Origin of the sequence: Paenibacillus sp. NPDC056933, from assembly GCF_042674385.1 — a bacterium.
GTDB lineage: Bacteria > Bacillota > Bacilli > Paenibacillales > Paenibacillaceae > Paenibacillus.
Genome location: NZ_JBHUQN010000002.1, coordinates 1,075,803 through 1,092,448 on the forward strand (window position 1 = coordinate 1,075,803; position 16,646 = coordinate 1,092,448).

Here is a 16,646-nt window from a genome sequence, read left to right on the forward strand (position 1 = left end):
AATTTAATTTGTGAAAAAAACATATTAACAGACCATGTGGTGGAACTTCGCTGCTGTTCATGAATTTGCTCCACTCCACAGGCAGCTTCTGTAGAGTGGTTATGTACATTGCCGAAGCTTTAATCAAGCTCCGGCAAAAAGCGGGTTATACCGGCAAAGCCTGTTGAACGACAATCCGGGTACCTTCCGCTTTAATCACAATAATCGGCGTATCAATCGGAATGAAGTCTCCATCAGACACCACATCGACCCGCTCCCCGTTAAACATCGCTGTTCCCGAAGGACGAAGCGGAGTCAGACTAATTCCTTGCAAGCCGATCAACTCTTTGCGTTCTGTTGCAGAAGAGTAACCACGATCAGCAGACAGTTTGTCGCTTAATATGAATCGATTCCATATGCCTCGATCCTTGAACAGGATAACGACGATTGCAATGACCACCAGAGCTGCACCAAAAGCAATACCTAATGATATAAATGCATCACTTGTATCATAAGCAGCTCGCACAACACCAGCCACAAGTGCAATCGATCCCAAAATCCCCAAAATGCCAAAGCTTGGGATAAACATCTCCAGAATCATCATGATCAGTCCGACAGTGAATAATACCCATGTCTCCGCTCCGGCAAAACCGGCAATATAATTCCCTGAGAAATAAAGCACAAAGCAGACGATACCAACAATACCAGGAACTCCAAATCCAGGCACAATCAACTCAATGATCACACCGGCTATTCCGAGGAATAGCAGTATCGTCATGACGACAGGATTGGTCAGAAATGTAGATATATTCTCTGCAGCAGTTCTCTGAACAGTGAACACATCATCCTGACTGTATCCGAGCCAGGCTGCAGCTTCTTCCGGCGTGCTGCTGATATGGTCCGCATAGCCCACTTTCAGCGCCTCTTCGGCCGAGAGAGCAATAATCTCACCTTTTTCTTTCGTTTTATTAATCTCTGGCATCTCCACGACCATGTTAACATCTGTCATTCCAGCTGCAATTTTGCCGTTACGGCCACTTTTCTCAGCCGCTCCCTGCATTTTGCTTTTCCAGAACGCAACCAGCTTCGGATCGTCCACATGTTTACCCGTGCTGTCCACCATCGCTGCCGCACCGATCATGCTGCCTGGCGACATTACGATCTTATCTGCATTCAAAGCCAGAAAACTTCCGGCCGATGCAGCATCTCCACGAACGAATGCAACGGTTTCAATAGGACTTTCCTTAATCAGGTTACCTAATTCCTCTGCCGTGTCGACACGCCCACCCGGCGTATTAATATCCAGAACGATCAGGCCAGCATTCATCTCTTCTGCTTCCTTGAAGCCGCGTTCCATAAACTTGCCAAGCCCCTGCTCGATTGGTTTATCCACCGGAATGATATATACGGCGCCACTTTTCTCAGCTGCATGCGCTGACGGTGACCCAATCCAGACAGGAAGCAGCAGCGTCAGCAGCATCAAGAGCAACAATGGCCCCGTAAGCTTCTTCCGGCGCTTTCCCTTCACAATAGTCCCCCCTTTTCCATTAATGTTATACTGTCCAGCTTATGGTATTTATTACGTACAATGCAACATTTCGTTTCAAAATCTTAAAATTATATTTGAAACCCAGACCAATTGCAACAAACAAAATCCATATTCATGTTAATTAACCATTTAAAAGCAATATTTGTGAACGCACAAAGAATAATCCCGCATGTTATTCGCGTTAGCTCACTGAACATTCCGTGACCCCTTTCAATTAAACCCATGCTGAATAGTAAAATGGAAACGGAAAAAACACCCCCTGACAAGTCAGGAGGTGTTCATTGATTTGCTTTATTGCAGAAATTGTTGAACTGCTTGATTTACCAGTTTGCCGTCCGCTTTGCCTTTGACTTTCGGCATAAGGGCAGACATGACTTTCCCCATCTCGGCTTTCGAAGAAGCACCGGTTTCCTGGATGGTCTGCTGTACAATAACTTTAATTTCTTCTTCGGTAAGCTGTGCGGGAAGGTACTGACTGAGTATTTCAATTTCCGCTTTTGCATTTGCCGCGAGGTCTTCACGGCCCGCTTTGTCAAATTCTTGGAGGGCATCTTTGCGCTGTTTGATTTCACGACTCAGAATATCAAGCACTTCGTTATCATCCAAATCTCTTTTCAAATCTATTTCAAGATTCTTGATCGTCGAACGAATCAACCGAATGTTGGAGAGCTTGAACTTGTCCTTACTCTTCATCGCTTGCTTCATATCTTCGTTCAATCGTTCGCTAAGATTCATGTAGTTAAAATCCTCCTAAAACTTTCTCTTACGAGCAGCCTCGGACTTTTTCTTGCGCTTTACGCTTGGCTTCTCATAATGCTTACGTTTCTTCACCTCAGCCAATACGCCATCTTTTGCGATGGAACGTTTAAACCGACGAAGTGCAGCATCAATAGTCTCGTTTTTGCGAACTTTAGTTTCAGACACCAGTTTTCCCTCCCTCCGACCAGACCGTCCAAGAGCAATAACACGGTTCATCACCTTTCATTATAGGCGAAAGGTAATAAAGGTGTCAACCTTAACGTAATGATCATTTATTTTATGTGAACTTCAACCCCATATTCATGCTTATTCATGCATTATGGACAAGTCCTGAACTAAAGTAACAACGCTCATTTATTTGTGTGAGTCGGACAAGCTGGTCAACACGCCAAGTCGGGTACCGCCAAGCAAATGATAATGCAGATGATGTACGGTTTGTTCCCCGTCCTTGCCGCAGTTATTAATCAGTCGGTAACCTGTCTCTTCCACACCAAGACGTTTGGCCGCTTCCTGCGCAGCCAAATGAATCTCACCAATTAACGGCAGATCTTCTGCAGTTACTTCATTCATGGAAGCAATATGTTTCTTTGGAATAACAAGTACATGGGTCGGTGCAGCGGGCTGGATGTCATGAAAGACAACGACATGGTCATTCTCCAGTACCTTATTGGAGGGAATGCTGCCCTCTACAATTTTGCAAAACAAGCAATCCATTGTTCATACCCTCCTTTGAATTTAAAATTATGTATACCCTTCTATCATACCGGAACTGAAAAGGGACGTCCAATCTAACATGTTCAGTTATCTTATTTATAATCACAATAATAGACAGAAAAACCTTTCACATCTTAGTGAACTACTGAGCTTACACCAAAGATGAAAAAGGTCATATTTGCATCCACGCATTACTCCATCACGAAACTTTGTTAATAATAAGGCAATAAAGATAAGGCAGCGAGGCCAAACAGAGGAAGTATCAGCCTATTGAAACGTCTGCGACCGTAACCGTAATAAGGGTACGGGTAGCCATAGCCCGGAAAAAAGCCGCGTGCATGAGCAGGATAAGTAACTGGCATCATATTCGGTCCCCAGTTCGCGTGATTAGCCATAGCTTCATGTCCTACGGGAACAGCCAAATAAATCATGTCATCATCCACATTTTCCACAATGCCATCATAATGGGTACCGTCAAGCATTTGTACACACACATAGCGATGCATGTGTTCCTTACATAGTTTCTTCGCTTCCATCTTTTCCACGTTTCATCGCCTCCAGATATGTCTGCTCTTCATCACCCTTTCATGGTATTCAGATCTGGGCGAAATGACACTATATGAATGACAAGAGTTTCAGGATTATGGCCGTTTCTAAGTAAAGTCGTGTACATGATTCACCTGTGAAGGAGGAGTAAACGCTGAAAAATAAAAAAGAAGCACCCCGTTGCAGCTTCCAAGTGGAAGCCTGCAATTGCGGACGTCTATCCAGGAGCGTTCCTGATCAGACGTCCGCCGGGGTACTTAACATAAAGTTTGTCGGCTTAACTGTAGTATAACAACAGGATGAACCTGTATCTGTGATCTAACTCACTTCACTGCTTCAACGGAATATATAAATAAAATTCAAACCCATACTCCTCAATTCATTCGTGGAGACCCCCATCAGATCCATTTTGTAGGACTGGTTAAAAGCTGGGTTCTTCCTATCAACTCATTCAACCACGGAACACTTCCGTACCTATAATGTTTCCAGCACCACACGAGACCCGGCGCCAGCCTCCCCTGCTGGAATGACTACAAGTTTGCGTGGCAAGCGTGCTCTCAGCTCCGGAACGTGGCTAATGATGCCGACAGCAAGGCGGTCATCATGCAATTTTTCCAGCGATGTAATGACCGTATCCAACAGTTCAGGGTCCAGTGTACCGAACCCTTCGTCCAGGAAGAAGAATTGCAGCGGATACTGGCCACGCAGCTGAATTTGGGCAGATAATGCCAAGGCCAGTGACAACGAGGTCAGGAAGGTCTCCCCACCGGACAGGGTGGACACAGGTCGTTTAACCCCACCGTTTGCATCATCACAGATGACAAAGCCACCACCCGAATCCACCTCAAGTGAATAGCGTTGTTTGGTGAGGAAACGCAGGCGCTGTGAAGCAGCCTGACTCACCTGCATCAGCTGTTCTTCTGCAATATATTCAACAAATGCGTTACCTCTGAAAGCCGCTTGCAGTTTGCTAAGCATCTCCCCTTGACGACTAACCTCCACCCGTTTGTTCTCCAACTCGGTCCAGCGAACATGTCGCTGCTGAACATCCTCCAGATCACGTTCTGCGCGTGCCTTTGCTCGGAGGGCCGCTTCATCCTCTGCACGGGATCGTTGCAGCCGTTCTGTGCAAGCTGACCACTGTTCCTCGGATACAATTGCTCCGCCCAATTTTTGTTCCAGTTCACGAAGTTGGGATGCAAGCTCACGATCACGTTCCCGATGCTGCTGAATTTCCGCTGCCAGTCGCTCAGCTTGTTCGGAAGGAATCGCCGCCTCAACAACGTCATCTTCCGTAACAAACGGGGATTGCTCCAGCAATTGCCTCCAGCGCTCCTGTGCCTGTTGTAAATGCTCTGCTGCCGAGGCTGCTGCCTGCTGGGCCATGACGTCTTTCTTGGCCGATTCCTGCTTCAACGCATCGGCTTCCTTGAAGCGCTGTGCCGAATCTGCAGCAGCTTTGCGCAGTTCATCCAGTCGTGTCTGGGCAGCAGCAATTAAATCCTCGACCCGTTGCTCGCCAACCCATTGGCGTAAACGTTCTTCCTTCTCCGCAAGCTGTTTGTTGTTGCCTTGCCATTCCGTCTGCCATTGGATCAGCTGTTTGTCCAATTCAACCAGCTTCTGCTGGAGAGACTGTACCAGCTGTTCCTTTTCTTCAAGGAACGTTACACTTTTATTCAACCGTTCCTTGATGTCTTCTGCGCGCGCGTCGCGCTCCTGCATCGCCTGGTGGAGGGCCATAGCCTCCTCCAGAGCGATGCCAGGCAGTTCCGCGGCCCAGCGGCCGTGCAATGCGGCAGCGACGGCCTCGCTCTCGGCCAGCCTGCGCTCCGCCTGAGCGAGCCCGGCTTGGCCGGCCTCTTGCGCAGCTGCCGCTTCCATGCGGCGCTGCTGCGCGCCCACAGCCGCCTGCTGCAACGCGGCGGCTTCCGCTTGCAGCGGCGCTGCGGCAGCGGCCAGCGCCCGCGCGGCTTCGCGCAGTGCGGCGGCACGCTCCGCCCAGTCCGCCGGGGAGCGCCCGTGTGCGGGCGACCCGGCGGACTCCGGCTCCGCAGCCGCAGGCGCGGCCTCGGCTGCGGCCGGTGCTTCGCCGGCCGCTGCGCCAAGCTGCGTCAGCAGGCTGCGACGTTCGTGCAGCTGCTGGCGCAGCCCAAAGCGCAGCTCCTGCAGCTCCGCATGCAGGCTGCGCAGCAGTTCCAGGTCCGCCTCCCCTGCGGGCGGACCCTCTCCCGGCGGCGCAGCCGGGAGCGGATGGTGTGCGGAGCCGCACACCGGGCATGGCTCGCCGTCACGCAGCTCGGCGCGTAAGGCGGAGGAGAGCCGGTGCAGCTCCTGCTCACGCATCGTTCCGCGCAGCTGCTCCTCCGCACTGGCCAGCAGGCTCTGTTCGCGACCAATGTCCTGCTCACAGGCAAGCAAGGCCTCAAGACCCGCTGCCGCCTGCTCGATCAGACGCTGTCGCAGTTCACTCAGACGGCTCTCTTCCGCAGCTGCCGTCTTCAGCCTGTCGGCCCCCTGTGCAGCTGCTTGCTTGTAGGTCTCCATCTCCGCCTTATTCTGGCGCACTTGCTCGGTCGCAGTATCCAGACGGTGCTTCAATTCGAGTGCAGCCTGCAGCTGCCTGCGTTCTTCCGACTTCACTTCATTCGGCTTGAGACTTTCCTGCAATTCTTCCCGGCGCTTGCGTCCTCGCTGCTGCAGTTCTTTTTCCTTCTCCAGCTGCTGCCCGATGACATTCTGTTCACCCTGTCCTTTGTCCAAAAGCTGCTTGAGACGGATACCGTCCTCTCGGAGCCCGTCCCGTTCCCGCTGCAACTCTTTGGCCTGCTCCAACTGTTCCAGCCGAAGCAGCAACTTGGGTTCTTCCTCAGACATCTGTACACGGGCATTTTCGGCCTTCTCGGCCTCCAGAACAGCCAGTTTCTCATGTTCAACCGCTTGCTGGCGAGCCATCCCGGCTGCGTCCTGACGCACCTTCTGCTGTGCTGCTGCATCACGCATTGTCTGCAATGAAGGCAGGATACCGTCTGCCGCCCCGGCCTGCTTCAAGCGCTGTTCACCAGCCTTGATCTGCGGCTCCAGTGCTTGCAGCTTGCGATGTTCCTCCATACGAGCTTGGCGTTCATGGCTTAACTCACGGACCTTGCCGAGCTGTTCGGCTTCCTTCATCGCTTCATCAAGCGCTTGGCGTGACACTTCCGACTGCTTCATTGCAGCCTGTAGAAGAAGCACCGTTTCCGCCAATGTCTCTTTGCTGGCATTGCCAAGTCCCTGCTGCTCCGCTGCCAGTGACTGATGAACCATATCATTGTCCTTCACCCGCCGACTGAGCTTGATGGCCAGCTGATCTCCATACTTCTCCAGATGGAACAAACGTTGCAGCATCTGGCGTCGTTCACTGCCTTTCAGCGACAGAAACTCGGCAAACTTCCCTTGCGGAAGAACAACAGCCCGCGTAAAGTCATCCATTTTCAACCCAATGACATCTTCAACGCATCGATTCACGTCTGCCAGCTTATCAGCCAGCACCTGTTCCTCTCCGTTGACGGTCTCAATGAATTTACTGATGGTATTGCTCACCGAAACCTCATTGTTTCGTTTGAAACGACGCTCGACCCGAAATCGTCTTGTTCCCTCTGCCGACACGAGTTCAAAGGTAAATGCAACAGACAAGGAATCCTCGGCGTGATTCATGATCCCCTGGGTACCGTTAACCGCACGTTCCACTTTTCCGTACATCGCCAGCGTAATCGCATCAAGCAAGGATGATTTGCCGCTGCCTGTTGGACCAAAAATGCCGAATAATCCTGTTTCCGTCAGTACGGTAAAATCAATCTCCTGGGTCTCCCGATAACTTTGCAGACCTGCAACTTTCAATAGAATCGGCTTCACTGTCCTTCGACCTCCTCACGCACACCCTGCTCATCCTCATCGACAAGTTCCAGGAACAGTTGTACCAGACTGTCTTCAGGCAATGCTCCACCTGTTTGACGCTGATAAAATTTGCGGAAGAGCTCATGTACCGGAAGCTCGGATCGTTGTTCCAGAAGCCCTGCAGCTGCCATCTCGGGATACACTGGGCGAATATGGATGATCCCGTCATGCGACTTGCGGAGCTGCTGGATTTCTTTCAGGGACATGGCGTCATCCAGCCACACTTCCATATCGATAAAAGCCTGGGGATCGCGTCCTTCATCTAGCCAACGATAGATCTCAGCCAGACCGCCGCGTGCCTTCCAGCGCACAAGTGGACGTCCGGAGGTCAACAGCACTTCTTCCACATGTGCGCCCCCTCCAGGTACCAGGTCCACCATTGTGACGGACTTGCTCTGCCCGGCTTCGGAGAAACTGTAGGCCAGCGGAGAACCACTATACCGAATCACACCTTCTCCTTTCACCGCCTGTGCACGATGGAGATGCCCCAGCGCTGTATATTGTGCACCTGTCGACAATGCAGACGGATCAACCGTATACGCGCCTCCAACCTGAATCGGACGCTCCGAATCACTTTCAACCCCACCCAGGACATAAATATGGCTCATGGCCAAATTCACTGTATCTGGACGAAAAGAAGCCGCCAGACGCTGCATCAACATCCCCACCCGGCGGCTGTATGCCTGACGAAGCACATTTTCATCCCCGTCCGTTGTTAACAGTTCATTCAGCCGCGCTTCCGAGGGATAGGGCAAAGCGGCAATCTGCGCAGTCTCTCCAGTTCGGTTTGTATGGATGGTTACGACTTCTGAAGTAGGCATGCCTACAAGTGTGATTCCCTGTCTATTCACAAGTGGGGTCACCGAAGCCACCCGCTCCGGCTGATCATGATTTCCGGCAATGACCACAAGTGGTCTCCCATTTTCCGTCAGACGCGCAGCTGCTTCGTAAAACAGCTGTTCCGCCGATGCAGGCGGATTCACAGAGTCATAGACATCTCCGGCCATCAGGATGGCATCTGCTTGCTGCTCATCCGCCAGTCTGACAAGCTCATCCACAAAGTCCTCCTGCTCCCGCAGCCGACTCCGTCCCTCCAGCGTTTTCCCGAGATGCCAGTCCCCTGTGTGCAAAATACGCATTGTCCGTTCAACCCCTCTCTCCTGTTAAATCAATGTTACGAATCTCATCTGGCCTTTTTAACATGTCATTTTATAGTTTCACGGCATGTCCATTATCAAAAAAGTACAGCCATTTCCGATCGACTTTCCGACCCAGAATATCTTCAATAGCCCGGCCATACAGCTCTAGCTGAAAACGATAGTTTTCTGTCAGCTTGTCCAATCCTCCGCGATGCTCCAACACGCGATCTGTCTTGTAATCTAGCAAAACAAGCTCGCCATTCACCTCATACAGGCAGTCAATAATCCCCTGAACCAGCACGGTCTCATTTGTAAGGGATGCTTGCATCTTTCCGTCTTCTTCTAACGTCTGCATGCCCGCATTTGGTGAAAGTTCATGGAGCCACTCGGCAGGAGAATGATGGGCAGGAAGTCCATAGATAAATGGAATCTCCCGCTTCACCCAATCCGCGCGCAGCAATTCTGTCCCAGGTTCGGTATTGAAGAATTCCGCCAGTTGTTCAGACTCAATAATGTCAGCCTGATGTGGAAGCATGATTTGAAGCTCCACTAACCGTTGAATGGTCTCTTCCACGATTTGCGAATCAACGGGTGAGCCATCCAAAGGAAGATGCTGCATCAACGTATGATACACTGTTCCCCGCTCGGCCCCGGTCAATTGTTTCTCCTCCATAAATTGAGGACGACGCAAATGCAATTTAAAGGACGAAGCCTCCTCCGAACCTTGCTCATACATGCCCTCTTTTGGAGTTAACACATCTTTCCTCATCGACTCATTTGTTAACGTCTCGTCTGAGGTTAATCCTTCCCGCATCTCATACATCGTAGATGCCTCAGATTGCTCTAGCATTTCTTCCATGACCTGAACCGACGAATGACCCTGCATGGCAAGCCATGTTTTCAGCTCGGTAACCGATGTACTCGCAGCCACCTGGGTTGCTGCGTGATGAGCATATGTCCAGGATAACCTTCTATCTACCTCGCGTTCGACTTCGTGTATTAGCTGTACACCCTCTTGCGCGCCTGGTGTGCCCCCCTGTTCAATCGGACTATCTCGCAGGATGGCATCTTGTTCATACTCGAGCATCTCTTTTTCAACTGAGGAAGGTAACAAGTCCACAGGCTGAACTGCTTTTAGGGCAGCAACACGCTGTTTCCGTACTTCGGTTATGCCGCCTTCCTCACCATGCATCTGATCCACGAACAGGTCTCGGGATACGTGATCAGCAGAGATGACAGATATATTCCAGCGTGATTCATCATCCACAAGGCAGGCAGCAAACGAATCACTTCCTCCTGCAAGTTCACGTAGCAAAACCGCGTCTGGGTGTCTCATCAGGGATGGACCAATCCAGTCCAAATAACTACGTCCTGCTGCAAGCAGGTAATCAGGCAATATCCGTTCCGGACTGTCCTTAATCTGAGACCAGGCCACTGCCTTTTTAACCACATCTTTCACCGTACCGACCAAAATCATTTTCTCCTTCGGACGGGTCAGAGCCACATAAAGTACCCGCATCTCTTCGGCAAGCAGCTCAAACTGGGCACGACGGCGAATCGCCAGATTCGCCAAGGTTGGATAGGCAACCCGATTCTCACGATCCACAAACCTCGGGCCAAACCCCAGCTCCTTATGCATCAGAAACGGCGAGTTCAGATCCTGCTGATTGAACATCTTGGATATGCCGCCGACAAAAACGATTGGGAATTCCAAGCCCTTACTCCGGTGAATCGTCATGATGCGTACTGCGTTATCCTGCTCTCCCGAACCACCGGCTACGGTCCCGAGATCTCCCCCGTTCTCACGTAGTCTGGACACATAGGTCAGGAAGCGAAACAAGCCACGATTGGCCGTTGCCTCCTCATATTGTCGCGCGCGATCATACAGGGCCTTCAGATTGCTTTGACGCTGCATGCCTCCAGGAAGGCCGCCTATCCAGTCCAAATAACCTGTTTCCCTGTACATGCGCCAAATCAGCTCGCTCAGACTGCCTTGTCTGGCTTCAAGCCGCCACTGTTCCAGTTGACGCATAAAGCGAATTAGCTTTTGTTGCAGCTCTGTGCCGGTACCGTTCTCCCCATCCACATCCTCGCTTATACGTTCAACCGTACTTGCACGTACAGCAGCATCAATGACTCCACCTTCTGCATTCGCTCCCACATCGGGTTCACCCATACGTTCGATAATGTCTGCCTCAACGGATACTGCCGACTCCCGCAGCCCTTGTTCCATTTCTGACCAGACTTCCGGCCATTGCAGCTGGATTGCAGATGAATCGGGGTCTGATGTCTGCCCGGCATGCTGCCTGTAGTCGTTCAACGAGTCAGGTAAGCCTCCTGCGGCCGATACAACAGCATCATAGAAAGATTGTCTCTTGCCCCCAAGACGAATCTGAGCCAGTTCCTCTTCATCCAGTCCTACAATCGGCGAACGAAGCACGGAAGCAAGCGGAATATCCTGCCTTGGATTATCCACAATTTGCAGCAGGGACAACATCACTTCAACTTCCGTCGCCTGAAAATACCCTTTGCTCTGCTCTCCTCCAGCAGGAATACCCTGTTGTCTGAATTCCTCGATCATGAGGGGAGCCCACATCAGAGCAGAACGCAGCAAAATGACAATGTCTCCGTAACGGGCAGGTCGCATGGATTGAAGGGCTTTATCATAAACATTAAGGGCTGGTTTATCCGTATCTCCGACCATTTCACGAATACGGCGAGCCATGGCCCTAGCTTCCAGCTGGGCGGTTTCGAGCTCGGCACTCTCCAGCTCAGCAGAAGGCAGCGCATCCCCATTCTCGTCCGTGCTTTCCGTCAGATCAGGTCCTCCGCCTTGGCGGTCAATCAGCATGAGTTCAGGTGTATATGCCTCATCCCCAAGCGTCTCTGCCGGGAAAGTAGCCCCATAAGCGAGCTGCGCCCGTTCATCATAGGCAATCTCGGCGACCCCTTCGTTCATGAGCTGCTTGAATAACATATTGACTGAATGGACTACTTCTGCACGACTACGGAAGTTACGTGCAAGATCAATGCGTCGTCCTGCCCGCAAAGAAACGCCCTCTCCAACTTCACCCGTAACCGAATTCGATGCATATTGACGGTACTTGTTCAAAAACAGACCGGGTTCAGCCAGACGAAAACGGTAAATGCTCTGTTTTACATCACCGACCATAAAGCGATTCCCCGGATTTTCTCTGGAGATCAATCTGACGATATCTTCCTGTACCGTATTGGTATCCTGATATTCATCCAGCAGCACTTCATCGAACCGTGCCCGGTATTCCATGGCTGCATCTGAAGGCATGGACAATTCAGGTGTAGAATCCTCATGACGCAAAATATGAAGACAGTAATGCTCCAGATCACTGAAATCGACCTGACCGCGCTCCTGCTTGGCCTGTCGATATCGTTCTCCAAATGCACTGACCAGCCTGGACAGTTCCTGCATTAGTGGTGCCGCCTGCTCCAGCTCCTGCCAGAAAGAAAACGCACTTCTTCCAAACAATGACCCTTTCAGATCGGTCACGGCTTTTTTCGCAGCCTCACGCAGTTCCTTTGCCTGTTCTTGTAACCCCAGGTCCGTCTGGTCCTTTTTACAAGGCTTCAACTTGCCAAAAGCTGCTGGCTGAAACACCTCAGGCAATCTTTCCCATGGCATCACCTCAACAGCTGACAGAAGCTCTTCCACCATCGCCAAATCTTCTTTTAACGTATCTGCATAAGGTTTCGGGCCTTCTGGCTGCATCGATATGCTAATCCCTTGACGCAGCAGACCAGCCGCACCACTGAGGGAAAGAGCGGCATCGCGCAAAATACTCTGAACCCATGCAGAATGACCAAGCGCCTCGACACTTTCCATTTGAAAAGCAGCTGTCATCTCAGCCAGCCAGTGATCCGGCCAGGAATGACTTCGTGAGAAATCATACAAACGCTGCACAAGTCGATGCATGGCATCATCGTTTCGTTCCCCACTGAACCAATCCACCAGTTCGCGGAATGTGCTGCCTTCATCTTCCTCGCCGTACTTCTCTTCAAACAGTTCCTCCAACAATTCCTGACGCATAATTTCCGCTTCATTTTCATTCAAAATTCGAAAAGCCGGGTTCAACGGAATTTGCTGATAGTAACGGCGAATTACTTCCATACAGAATGAATGCAGCGTTGTAATAGACGCCCGTCCAAGCAGAGAAAGTTGTTTGCGCAGATGATCTTCCGCAGGCTGTTCTTCAAGCGCACGTTCCAGCGCTTCCCTAATCCGCTGCTTCATTTCGGCAGCAGCCGCTTTGGTAAACGTAGCGACGAGCAGGCGGTCTACGCTGAATCCCTGGGAAGGGTCTGCAATCTTGCGAATAATCCGTTCAACCAATACGGCTGTCTTTCCTGATCCGGCTGCAGCGGCAACCAGGATGTCTTCCCCGCTCTGCGAGATGGCACTCCACTGGTCATCACTCCAGAAGCTCCCCTCCGGTTTTGGCATATTCGTCATGAGTTTTCCCCTCCCTTGTGGTGAGACAGCATGTCCCAGATTTGCTGTTTGCCCGGTTTGGACAGCAGATTATATTCGTTACCTTCGATCGTTTCATCAAATTGACAGACTGATTTGTACGGACAAAAGGTGCATGCAACCTCCTGCTGGATACGGTAAGGTTCAATCGCCACATCCCCATCCGTAATCCGGGTGCCAATCTCGCGTATGTTTCTGCGCACGGAAGCAAGCAACGTATCCCATTGCTCCGGCGTAGCTACAGCTGCACTGCTGTAGAAGCTGCCATCCGCCTTAAGGGCAACCGGAATAATGGCTGAATAGCCCTTGTCCAGGGTATTATCCATTTGAGCGATCGCATCACGGTCTGCCAGCAGCAAGCCTTTCATTTTAAACCGTTTCAACAGTTCTTGTCCTGCCTGCTCCGATGTCATGCCGTTCGCGGATTGCAGCAGAGGGTTATGCACATGGAAATACAATGTACCTCCAGGCATAGCCGATTCTCCAAGCCACTCCTCGGCAGCGCTAAGCAGCACCTCCAGGTACGTGAGCATCTGTAATGACAGGCCATAATACACCTCATGCAGTTTGAGATCAGTCTGGCTGGATTTGTAATCAATGACTCGCAGCAGCAGACCGTTCTCTCCTTCAGCTACATCCACACGGTCAATCCGACCCACAATCTCCATCACGCAGCCATTTTCCAGTTCAAAACGCAGCGGTGGCAGGGGTTTATCCGGTCCAAAATCAAGCTCCAGCCCAATCGGTTCAAAACTTCCGCGTCTGGACTGCTCACCCAGAATAACTGATGCCCGACTAACAATATCCTTTAACTTGCGGAAAATGTAGCCGTACCGCTTCGTGCTAAGCAGGATTTCTCCCTGCAACTGTGGTGCGATCTGCTCCACGGTGTGCTCCGCTTCCTTTCGGCATTCCTCGGGAGACAGACTGCCCCAACTGCGATTTTCCTCTCGCAAACGTATCGCAAGCTGACTCAAGGCTGCATGGAACAGTTGTCCGATGTCCGGAGCCTGTAAGCGGTATAGTTGGCGCTCTTTCAGCCGCAGTCCATGGGATGCAAAATGGGAGAACGGACACGCCACAAAACGCTCCATTCGCGAGACACTGGTCCTTACCTCTGTGCCATATAATCTGCGGCTGGTAGCGGTACGAAGGGGTAGCGCCCGATTGCGATAAAAGATCGATCCAAGCAGCTGCTCCAGCTGAGGTCTGCTCGTCTCCCGAGAGACATGCCAGTTATATACCGCCCACCACATTTCAGGAATATCTTCTCCACGACGCCATCTGCGCAATTGTCCAATCAGATAAGAGAGGCTTTGACCAGAATGAATAATGTAAGAACAGTGTGACTCTTCTGAACCCGCAACAGGAGGCTGAGCCAGTAGTGGCTGCTCGTGCAAACCAAACATCTTGCGTATATGCCGAACAACTTCTGAAGGAAGAAGTGCCTTCCCTTCATCATCTGCGACAGGATAACTCAGCCATAACTGCTTGCTCGCCGCTGTCAGGGCCGTATAGATCAGAAAGCGCTCATCCAGCATTTGTCTTGTTGCCCCCGGTCCAAGCCCCAAACCTCTTTCCGTCAACAGCTGTCGTTCCTGCTCGGTTAATACACCATCATCCTGAGGGACAGCGGGCAGTTCACCATCTACCGCACCCAGAATAAATACATACTTGATATCCTGAAGCCGTGTACGATCCATCGACCCAACCAATACCTGATCAAGTGCTGGAGGAACAAGGCCCAATTTCAGTTCAGTCAATCCGGTCTCCATTAACCCGGCAAACAGATCCATATCCAGCCGTTCGGCCCCCATCATATCGACCATCTGGTCCAGTAGATCCAGGACAGCACCCCACATTTGGCGATGCTCTCTTGAACGTTCCGGGTCCCCCTGTGCCTTGGCTTCTGCAGACATGTGATCCAGCTTCCAGGGAATCTCGGCATCCTCCAGCAACCTGTAAAGCGCCGCGCATCGGTCTTTGGCTGTCTTTGCCTTAAGCATTCGTTTCTCAAAAGCACCCAGTGGATCAACAATCACCGCTCGACATTTCTCCATTAAAGAAAGCATCTGTTCCCGTCCCCGACTGGGACCCTCCTGACCGTTGTCTTCCAAGGAGAGGCTGGGTACATACTTCCATGGCTTACCATCTGTCCAGCGATATCCGTGAATCCCGCAAGCCAATATATAATTTTCGAGCTGATCCATATCTTCACGTGTGATGGAGCCATCACGCGGAAGCAGCAGATCCGTTTTGACACAGCGAAATACATCCTCGTAACGCCAGCGGCGACGAACGATATCCAGTGCAGAACGAATAAATTCAGATAGTGGATGATGCAGTTCATTTCTTCTCCGATCCAGAAAGACAGGAACGTCATAGTCTCTGAACAGGGGCTCAGCAATGTCGGCGTATGTATCCAGCTGACGAACGAGTACTGCCATATCCCGGTAACGCGCACCTTCATCTTGCGCCAGACGACGCATCTCACGCAGTGCCCCTTCCATCTCAGCCCGACGGTTCTCAGCTGCATAAAGTCTGACACCCGCATCACGCCCCTCACTCTTCCACCGAATCCGGCGATCGAAGCCAGCTTCCAAGTGAGCGAGTCCAGGACTGCCTTCAAATCTTGGCAAAACTTCCGGTTGAAGCACAGTTGTCTCATGAAGGACACCCAGATCCTCAGCCATGCCTTTGAGGCGCGTGTATGCACTCGCTGTGGGATGGAACAGTTCCAGTTCCTCAGGAAGTGCGCCGTGGTCATAGGCACGATCCAACGTCAGTGTAATCGTCACGGAAGATGCTTGCATCATCAATCTTCCAATAACGCTCATTTCCTGCGGCGTAAATCCTTGAAATCCATCGATCCAGATCTGTGCATCTTGCAGCAACGCGCTCTCTGACAATCGCTTTGTCAGATCAGTCAACGTATCTTCATCATCAATATATAGTCCAGTCAGTTCCTTTTCATAATCACCGTATATTAAAAGTAAGTCATGCAGCTTCTCCCCCAGAATCGGTGCAGACGAGGATGAAGTATTCCATGCGGAAAATCCTTCTTCCAGTGAAGTGGGGTTAAGTTCATAACGTTTAAACTCACTGTATAAATCATTTAAGTCACCTATAAATCCCAGCTGGCTGCCTGATGCTCCAAACAGCTTCAATTCTTCTTTGCGACGCTGAAGCACTTTATAGAGCAGCATTTTTTTTCCTTCAGCCCCAATCGGAATACGTGCAGAACCACCTGCCTCCTGCATTACCCGATAGGCCAATCGGCGAAAACCAAGCACTTCAGCACGCATGGTACCTTTAACCGCCCCGGAAGACACCAATGACTGCTCGGTTCGAAACGTACTTTGTTCCGGGACCAGCAGAATAAGTGGTTCGCCTTGCGGTTCCTTTTGAAGCAAGGATGTGATTTCCCGGGTAATCAGCGCACTCTTGCCGCTGCCTGCCCGGCCAATAATAAAGCGTACAGACATGTTTAATCCTCCAAACCATCACGAACAAGATTTTA

The 16,646-nt window shown here is 51.1% G+C and carries 9 protein-coding genes; all 9 read right to left on the reverse strand.

What is annotated here, in order from left to right; all coding sequences use genetic code 11:
- Positions 1-145: 145 nt before the first annotated feature.
- A complete protein-coding gene (locus ACFTRD_RS19800) occupies positions 146-1,459 on the reverse strand; it encodes an NfeD family protein (RefSeq protein WP_379383136.1) in 1,314 nt (437 codons plus the stop codon).
- Positions 1,460-1,819: 360 nt separating this feature from the next.
- A complete protein-coding gene (locus ACFTRD_RS19805; RefSeq protein ID WP_062326501.1) occupies positions 1,820-2,263 on the reverse strand; it encodes a GatB/YqeY domain-containing protein in 444 nt (147 codons plus the stop codon).
- A gap of 15 nt (positions 2,264-2,278) precedes the next feature.
- A complete protein-coding gene (gene rpsU / locus ACFTRD_RS19810) occupies positions 2,279-2,452 on the reverse strand; it encodes a 30S ribosomal protein S21 (protein WP_005547957.1) in 174 nt (57 codons plus the stop codon).
- Between the two features lie 189 nt (positions 2,453-2,641).
- Entirely contained in the window at positions 2,642-3,001 is a 360-nt protein-coding gene (locus ACFTRD_RS19815; RefSeq protein ID WP_192269047.1) for a histidine triad nucleotide-binding protein, read from the reverse strand.
- A gap of 212 nt (positions 3,002-3,213) precedes the next feature.
- Positions 3,214-3,537: a hypothetical protein gene (locus ACFTRD_RS19820; RefSeq protein ID WP_192272756.1), complete on the reverse strand. Its 324-nt coding sequence runs from the start codon at positions 3,535-3,537 to the stop codon at positions 3,214-3,216.
- A 484-nt stretch (positions 3,538-4,021) separates the two neighbouring features.
- Positions 4,022-7,441, reverse strand: a complete 3,420-nt coding sequence (locus ACFTRD_RS19825) for an AAA family ATPase (protein ID WP_379382907.1) — start codon at positions 7,439-7,441, stop codon at positions 4,022-4,024.
- Positions 7,438-8,622 carry an exonuclease SbcCD subunit D gene (locus ACFTRD_RS19830; protein ID WP_379382909.1) on the reverse strand — a complete coding sequence of 395 codons (1,185 nt, stop codon included), beginning with the start codon at positions 8,620-8,622 and terminating at the stop codon, positions 7,438-7,440. The genes ACFTRD_RS19825 and ACFTRD_RS19830 overlap by 4 nt, the downstream gene beginning before the upstream one ends.
- A gap of 70 nt (positions 8,623-8,692) precedes the next feature.
- A complete protein-coding gene (gene addA, locus ACFTRD_RS19835; protein ID WP_379382911.1) occupies positions 8,693-13,108 on the reverse strand; it encodes a helicase-exonuclease AddAB subunit AddA in 4,416 nt (1,471 codons plus the stop codon).
- Positions 13,105-16,611, reverse strand: a complete 3,507-nt coding sequence (gene addB, locus ACFTRD_RS19840; RefSeq protein ID WP_379382913.1) for a helicase-exonuclease AddAB subunit AddB — start codon at positions 16,609-16,611, stop codon at positions 13,105-13,107. The genes addA and addB overlap by 4 nt, the downstream gene beginning before the upstream one ends.
- Between the last annotated feature and the right edge of the window lie 35 nt (positions 16,612-16,646).

What these genes read in the sequence shown, in the direction of transcription:
- ACFTRD_RS19800 (WP_379383136.1), bottom strand. Translation starts at nt 1,459, where the DNA reads ATGCTGCTGACGCTGCTGCTTCCTGTCTGGATTGGGTCACCGTCAGCG.
- ACFTRD_RS19805 (WP_062326501.1), bottom strand. Translation starts at nt 2,263, where the DNA reads ATGAATCTTAGCGAACGATTGAACGAAGATATGAAGCAAGCGATGAAG.
- ACFTRD_RS19815 (WP_192269047.1), bottom strand. Translation starts at nt 3,001, where the DNA reads ATGGATTGCTTGTTTTGCAAAATTGTAGAGGGCAGCATTCCCTCCAAT.
- ACFTRD_RS19820 (WP_192272756.1), bottom strand. Translation starts at nt 3,537, where the DNA reads ATGGAAGCGAAGAAACTATGTAAGGAACACATGCATCGCTATGTGTGT.
- ACFTRD_RS19830 (WP_379382909.1), bottom strand. Translation starts at nt 8,622, where the DNA reads ATGCGTATTTTGCACACAGGGGACTGGCATCTCGGGAAAACGCTGGAG.
- addA (WP_379382911.1), bottom strand. Translation starts at nt 13,108, where the DNA reads ATGACGAATATGCCAAAACCGGAGGGGAGCTTCTGGAGTGATGACCAG.
- addB (WP_379382913.1), bottom strand. Translation starts at nt 16,611, where the DNA reads ATGTCTGTACGCTTTATTATTGGCCGGGCAGGCAGCGGCAAGAGTGCG.